The sequence below is a fragment of the Pseudomonas sp. MD195_PC81_125 genome, from assembly GCF_014060985.1.
Lineage (GTDB): Bacteria > Pseudomonadota > Gammaproteobacteria > Pseudomonadales > Pseudomonadaceae > Aquipseudomonas > Aquipseudomonas parakoreensis.
In genome coordinates this window covers 1-6,661 of the sequence record NZ_JABULD010000861.1, presented here as the reverse complement: position 1 = coordinate 6,661, position 6,661 = coordinate 1, and the positions used below count along the sequence as shown (strand labels likewise).

5 protein-coding genes and 1 pseudogene are annotated in these 6,661 nt (G+C 49.7%); 5 read left to right on the top strand and 1 reads right to left on the bottom strand.

Annotation, left to right across the window (positions count from 1 at the left end; all coding sequences use genetic code 11):
- The 3 genes from HT737_RS29850 to HT737_RS29840 all read left to right on the top strand — a co-directional run.
- A partial coding sequence (locus HT737_RS29850) for a CusA/CzcA family heavy metal efflux RND transporter (protein ID WP_182404614.1) occupies positions 1–3,005 on the top strand: 3,005 nt, incomplete at its 5' end.
- A gap of 142 nt (positions 3,006–3,147) precedes the next feature.
- Positions 3,148–3,345, top strand: coding sequence for a co-regulatory protein PtrA N-terminal domain-containing protein (locus HT737_RS29845; protein WP_042561901.1), 198 nt, complete (start codon positions 3,148–3,150; stop codon positions 3,343–3,345).
- 151 nt (positions 3,346–3,496) lie between these two features.
- A complete protein-coding gene (locus tag HT737_RS29840) occupies positions 3,497–3,829 on the top strand; it encodes a DUF2790 domain-containing protein (RefSeq protein WP_042561900.1) in 333 nt (110 codons plus the stop codon).
- Positions 3,830–4,203: 374 nt separating this feature from the next.
- Here HT737_RS29840 and HT737_RS29835 read toward each other — a convergent pair whose 3' ends face one another.
- Complete coding sequence (locus tag HT737_RS29835; RefSeq protein ID WP_042561899.1) at positions 4,204–5,529, bottom strand: OprD family porin; 1,326 nt, start codon at positions 5,527–5,529, stop codon at positions 4,204–4,206.
- A 326-nt stretch (positions 5,530–5,855) separates the two neighbouring features.
- On the opposite strand from HT737_RS29835, the gene HT737_RS29830 reads away from it, so the two are divergent.
- Both HT737_RS29830 and HT737_RS29825 read left to right on the top strand, forming a co-directional pair.
- Positions 5,856–6,029, top strand: a complete 174-nt coding sequence (locus HT737_RS29830; protein WP_230679402.1) for a hypothetical protein — start codon at positions 5,856–5,858, stop codon at positions 6,027–6,029.
- 147 nt (positions 6,030–6,176) lie between these two features.
- A pseudogene (locus tag HT737_RS29825) lies at positions 6,177–6,661 on the top strand (arsinothricin resistance N-acetyltransferase ArsN1 family B); the annotation flags it as partial.

Below are 6,661 nucleotides of genomic sequence, written 5' to 3'. Positions count from 1 at the left end.
GTTTTTCACCACTGGAAACCGAACAACGCATCACGTTCCCCATCGAAACAGCAATGGCTGGTTTACCGGCTCTAGAACAAACTCGTTCGCTGTCACGCTCGGGTTTGTCGCAAGTTACTGTTATTTTCAAAGAGGGCACGGACCTCTTCTTCGCTCGGCAATTGGTCAACGAACGATTACAGGTGGCCAAAGAGCAACTGCCAGAAGGTGTGGAAGCTGTCATGGGACCGATCTCAACCGGTCTTGGTGAGATTTTCCTGTGGACGGTCGAGGCTGAAGAGGGGGCTGTCAAGGAGGACGGCAGTCCCTATACGCCGACCGACCTGAGGGTGATTCAAGACTGGATCATCAAGCCTCAACTGCGCAATGTTCCTGGGGTCGCCGAAATCAATACCATTGGCGGGTTTGCCAAGGAGTATCAGATTGCGCCCGATCCAAAACGCTTGGCCGCTTACAAGCTCACGCTGACTGACCTTGTTACAGCGCTGGAGCGCAACAACGCTAACGTCGGTGCCGGTTACATCGAGCACAGCGGCGAACAGTTACTGATTCGTGCACCTGGTCAAGTAGCAACCACCGACGATATCGCCAATATCGTCATGGCCAATGTCGACGGTACGCCAATACGTGTGAAGAATGTTGCAACCGTGGATATCGGCCGTGAATTGCGCACGGGAGCAGCGACCGAAAACGGTCGTGAAGTGGTGCTCGGCACAGTGTTCATGCTAATCGGCGAGAACAGCCGCACCGTGGCGCAGGCCGTTGCCAACAAGCTTGAGCAAATCAACCGTTCACTGCCAAAAGGGGTTGTAGCAGTCACTGTCTATGACCGTACCAATCTTGTGGACAAGGCGATTGCCACGGTAAAAAAGAACCTGATCGAAGGTGCAATCCTAGTGATTGCGATTCTATTCCTGTTCTTGGGAAATATACGTGCAGCGCTGATCACTGCCATGGTTATCCCGCTCGCTATGTTGTTCACATTCACCGGCATGTTTACCAATAAAGTTAGCGCCAACCTGATGAGCCTTGGGGCTTTGGACTTTGGCATCATCGTCGACGGTGCGGTGGTAATTGTTGAAAACGCCATCAGGCGTTTGGCCCATGCGCAGCAACACCACGGGCGCATCCTCACTCGCTCTGAACGTTTTCACGAAGTATTCGCTGCTGCCAAGGAAGCACGCCGACCATTAATTTTCGGTCAGTTGATCATTATGGTCGTGTACCTACCGATTTTTGCGCTTACTGGCGTCGAAGGAAAAATGTTCCACCCGATGGCCTTCACCGTAGTGATCGCCTTACTGGGGGCGATGTTGTTGTCAGTAACTTTTGTCCCTGCTGCGATTGCGATGTTCGTGACCGGCAAGGTCAAGGAAGAAGAAAACGTCATCATGCGTGGCGCCCGCCGGATGTATGCTCCAGCTTTGGACTGGGTCATGGGCCATCGATCGTTGGCATTCGCCATGGCATTAGGCGTGATCACAATATGCGGTGTGGTCGCAAGTCGGATGGGTAGTGAGTTTGTGCCGAGTCTCAGCGAAGGCGATTTCGCGTTGCAAGCATTGCGTGTCCCAGGTACCAGCCTGACGCAATCGGTAGAGATGCAGCAACGCCTTGAAACCCTGGTATTGGCAAAAGTACCGGAGGTCAAACGGATGTTTGGTCGTACAGGTACTGCCGAAATTGCCTCCGATCCAATGCCTCCAAACATTTCTGACAGCTATGTGATGCTCAAGCCGAAGAGTCAATGGCCTGATCCGAATAAATCAAGGGAGGCATTGATAGACGATATTCAAAAAGCTGCAGCTGCGATGCCCGGAAGCAACTATGAGCTTTCTCAGCCTATTCAACTGCGTTTCAACGAGTTGATTTCAGGCGTACGTAGTGATGTGGCGGTCAAGGTATTCGGTGATGACATGGCGGTGCTCAACGGCACCGCTGCAAAAATCGCCGCATCAATGCTGAAGATCAATGGTGCCTCCGAGGTCAAAGTTGAGCAAACGTCGGGACTGCCGGTACTGACCATCAACATCGACCGCGACAAAGCCGCCCGTTACGGACTCAACGTAGGCGACGTGCAAGACACCATTGCGGTGGCAGTTGGCGGTCGACAAGCCGGTACGATGTATGAGGGAGACCGCCGATTTGACATGGTGGTGCGTTTATCCGACGCGATGCGTAAGGATCTCGAGGGATTGTCCACATTGCTAATCCCGGTACCGGCGTTGCTCAACACCAATGCTGACCAGATCGGATTCATAGCTCTTTCAGAGGTGGCGACCCTCGATCTAGTGTTGGGACCTAACCAGGTCAGCCGAGAAAACGGCAAGCGTCTGGTGATCGTCAGCGCCAACGTGCGTGGGCGTGATATCGGCTCTTTTGTACAGGAGGCCAGTAGCGCCATTGATAAGGAAGTGCAAATCCCATCCGGTTACTGGACCACTTGGGGAGGGCAGTTCGAGCAGCTCCAATCCGCTGCCAAGCGACTACAGATTGTAGTGCCGGTTGCCCTGCTTCTGGTGTTCGCACTCTTGTTCATGATGTTCAACAACCTCAAGGATGGCCTACTGGTGTTTACTGGTATTCCGTTCGCATTGACAGGGGGTGTCATGGCTTTATGGCTGAGAGACATCCCGCTATCGATCTCGGCAGGTGTTGGTTTCATCGCGTTGTCGGGAGTGGCGGTGCTAAACGGTCTGGTGATGATCGCTTTCATACGTAATCTACGCGAGGAAGGACATTCTTTAAGTTCCGCAATTAATGAAGGGGCTCTCACACGTTTACGTCCGGTGTTGATGACAGCTCTCGTGGCCTCTCTTGGGTTTATTCCGATGGCACTGGCAACCGGAACGGGGGCAGAGGTTCAAAGACCCCTAGCTACCGTAGTAATCGGGGGAATCCTATCCTCAACTGTGTTGACTCTGCTGATACTGCCTGCTCTTTATCAATGGGTGCACCGCCGAGACGAGGAAGAAACCAAAGACGACAAAATAGCATCCATATAATTTAGTTTTCTCAAAGCCTCCTATCGAGATTCGATGGGGGGCTTTTTTATGTGCGCAACATAACGAATCTGTAATCTAGGCGCCACCGTGTTGATAGGTTCGAATTGATACCCTAAGAGTGTCAACTAGATGAGGTGTCAGTATGAAAATTGCTCAAATTTTTGCTCTTGCGAGTGCTTTAGTCCTTTCTTCAGTTGCTTTAGCCGAAGGTGGCGGAGACAGAACCTTTGAGAAAATGATGGTCGCAAATGATCTAGCAATGGAGAAGTACGTGGCTAAAGAAGGAAAAATCGAGCCAGTAGTGTCAAGTGATGCTAAAGATGAGACTGATGAAATGTAAATGTAGCAGTACGCTGAATAAAAAAAACCGCTTCCGGTTTCCGGTTGCGGTTTTTTTTGGATGGCAGATTGGACATCGGTAATCCTGGCGCCACACCTACGCAATGTTCTAGTTGATATTCTGGTAACTGTTAATATATGAGGTACTCAATATGAAATTCATGAGCATTATTACTCTCGCTGGAACTCTGGCGTTATCCTCTCTTGTCTCTGCTGAAGGGGGAGGAGACAAAACCTTTGAGAAAATGATGGCGGCTAATGCTAAAGCTATGGAGCAGTATGCTATTAGCCAAGGGAAAAGCGCACCTGTAGCGAAACAATACGAGTACGGAATGAAGATGGATGTTGTGAAAGTGATCAGTGTGGTGCGGCCTGCAAAAGTCTGCGCGGTGGTGCCAGCCGCCATGACTTATGAAGATTCAAATGGGCAGCTAAATACGATTAGGTACACTGTGGCTGGAGAGTGTCGCAAACGTGGTGGCTAGTAGCTATCCTACTATCTGAACAATCTATAACGCTCGACTGATATGAAAAATAGGAATCGGGCGTTTTTTAGATTCGCTTCGAACAGGTATAAAAAAGACGTCCCGAGGGACGTCTTAAAAAATTCACCCTTTTCCGAAGGAGCTTCTAAAGGTGAAATTGTAGCTTTAACTGAGCAACAATGAGTTTCCAGATTTTCACAGGCTTGCTACTTGTCTGTAGAGATCTAACCAGATGCGCTAGCTAGATTCCTAATAACTCCCACTCACTATAAGCAATCCTAGTTAACGTGGAGATGATTGAAAAATTACAATTTTGAAATTTTCAATCAAAAATGGGACAATTTAGAAGAACCGAGAATTTTCCCGTTTAGGTATTACAGAATGGCGAGTGGGTACTCAACAATCACACGGACCTCATCCAGATCCGATTCAAAAGCGGTTGCGCGAGTATTCGCTTGCCGCAAGCGGAAAGACATATCTTTCAAGGAACCTGTCTGAACGACGTACTTCACCTCAATGTCGCGCTCCCAACGTTTCTGATCTGTCAACGGGTTCCCGTCTGCATCGCGCCTCATGTATGTTGCGTTAGCGTTGGAATAGTCAGCGTCGGTGCCGCGACCATAACGTGTCATAAACGACAGGCCTGGTACGCCGTACGAGCTCATGTCGAGGTCGTAGCGAACCATCCACGAACGTTCTTTTGGCGAGTTAAAATCGCTGTATTGGATCGAGTTGTCGAGAAAGATAGAGTCCGACTGACGCAGATAGTCGAAGTCGTCATTACCATTATTTCGCTGGTGAGAAAGTGCAAGTGAGTGCGCACCATACTTCACGCCAACTTTAGCGCTCCAAATATTGTTGTCGAATTCTCCCAGCAGTTTCTTTCCTTCATCAACGGCCTTGTAGTAATTCACGCCACCGAATACAGAAAGCTGATCAGACAGTGAGTAATTCAATCCCGTGCCCGCATAGTATTGATTCCAAGCGTCTTTGAGGCGACTGGAATAGAGACTAACGATGATATTTTTGTTAACGTTGTAGTCGCCGCCGAAATAGCCTACCCAAGGTGAATTAACAGGCCCTGCATAGAATGTCGCGAAGTTGTCGCGCATATTGCTGGAGACTGGTTGGCTCATGGCGTGCAGGCGACCACCTTGAACAGTCAGTCCTTCAATGCTGGTATTGGTCGCGGTTACACCGCGGAAACTTTCGGGTAGTAGTCTTGAGTCGCCAGAAGCCACGACGGGGTTCGCTGGAAAAACATCACCAACTTTCACTACTGTGTCAAAAGCGCGAACCTTTGCTGCCCCACCGACTTTTGTGTACTCATCTCGAGCCTCACCATCGCCATTGACAGGCAGTACATCGAACGAACTACGACCACCATTTCGACCGTCACCCGTATCAAGCTTCAACCCAATCATCGCGAAAGCATCGACGCCCACACCGACAGTGCCTTGAGTAAAACCGGATTCAAATTTACTGATGATCGCGTGCGACCAAGTCTCTGAATAACCATTGCCTGTGGGGCTTGATTGCCCGTTACGATGGTCACGATTGAAGTAGAAATTTCGATTTAGCACGGAAAGACTACTATCTTCGATAAATCCCCCAGTCTTTTCCTCTGCGAATGCCATGGAAGGCCCAGAACTGACAACCAACGCTAAAGCGGCCATTGAGAATTTTGTATTGTTATCCATTAATCACTCCTTAGGTTTGGCAGAACTAGTAAGTTCTTCGGCTGGAATTATTGTTTACGGAAAGCGCGTTGCGCTTTCGTATCGTCGCCGACTTGTATCGTTGCAATTTGAAGATAACAGGGAGATGATTGAAGAATTACAATTCTGTAATGTCTGTATTTTTTTTCAAAAAAATATTTCTGCGGCACATACCCACCGATGAGTGGCTCCTATTTACAACGAATCTTCGCATGTGTCTCCTGACGGGCGGCATGATTTAAACTTGAAGCGCATGCGTAGGGTCCGACTGGTTTTTAAGTGCGAATCCGGCGGTGACGATTGCTCGCGTGTTCACCAATACATTCTCGGGGATACGGATGTCAGACGTAGCGCTGTTCATCATCGCGCAGTTTTTCGGTGGGTTAACGGCGCTGTTCCTGGCGAAGGTTCTCGGTGCTAAAGACGTTGTCGTGGATATCCCGCAGCCTAGTCCCCATGAGCAAAAGCTCACAATTCACTGAACGATGCTCTCTACGGTTCGTGGATGCGGTAAGCCCGCTCAAGGCGTAGTTCACGTTCCTATCGCGACATCCTGAAGGGCTAGGCCTTAAGGTGGTTCAGCCTTTTCAAAACGCGATTTTTTTTTAAAAGGGGCAGTAAGGAAAGACATGAATTACAAAGTGAGGGTTGCTACACCATCTGATGCCCCTGCCATCCAGATTATCTATGCTCCAATGGTTTGAACTCAGTCATCTCGTTCGAGCTGATACCACCGACTGTTGATGAGATGGCATCAAGAATAACCGCAACACTACCGCCGCATCCCTATCTGGTAGCCGAGGTGGAGGGCAACGTCGTTGGATACGCTTACGCAAGCGAGCATCGAGCGAGAGAAGCCTATCGATGGTCGGCGGATGTCACCGTGTATGTTGATCCGGCTGTGCACCGAAAAGGGGTTGGTCGTGCGCTTTTATCAGCAGCTTCTACCAGTCTAGAGAAACAGGGGATTCATGCAGCCTATGCCGGCATTGCCTTACCCAACGCAGGAAGTATAGGTATCCATGAAGCACTCGGGTTCACCCACATCGGCACCTACCCAGAGGTTGGGTTCAAGCACGGCCAATGGCATAGCGTGGATTATTGGCGTAAAACC

What these genes read in the sequence shown, in the direction of transcription:
- HT737_RS29840 (WP_042561900.1), top strand. Translation starts at nt 3,497, where the DNA reads ATGAAATTCATGAGCATTATTACTCTCGCTGGAACTCTGGCGTTATCC.
- HT737_RS29845 (WP_042561901.1), top strand. Translation starts at nt 3,148, where the DNA reads ATGAAAATTGCTCAAATTTTTGCTCTTGCGAGTGCTTTAGTCCTTTCT.
- HT737_RS29835 (WP_042561899.1), bottom strand. Translation starts at nt 5,529, where the DNA reads ATGGATAACAATACAAAATTCTCAATGGCCGCTTTAGCGTTGGTTGTC.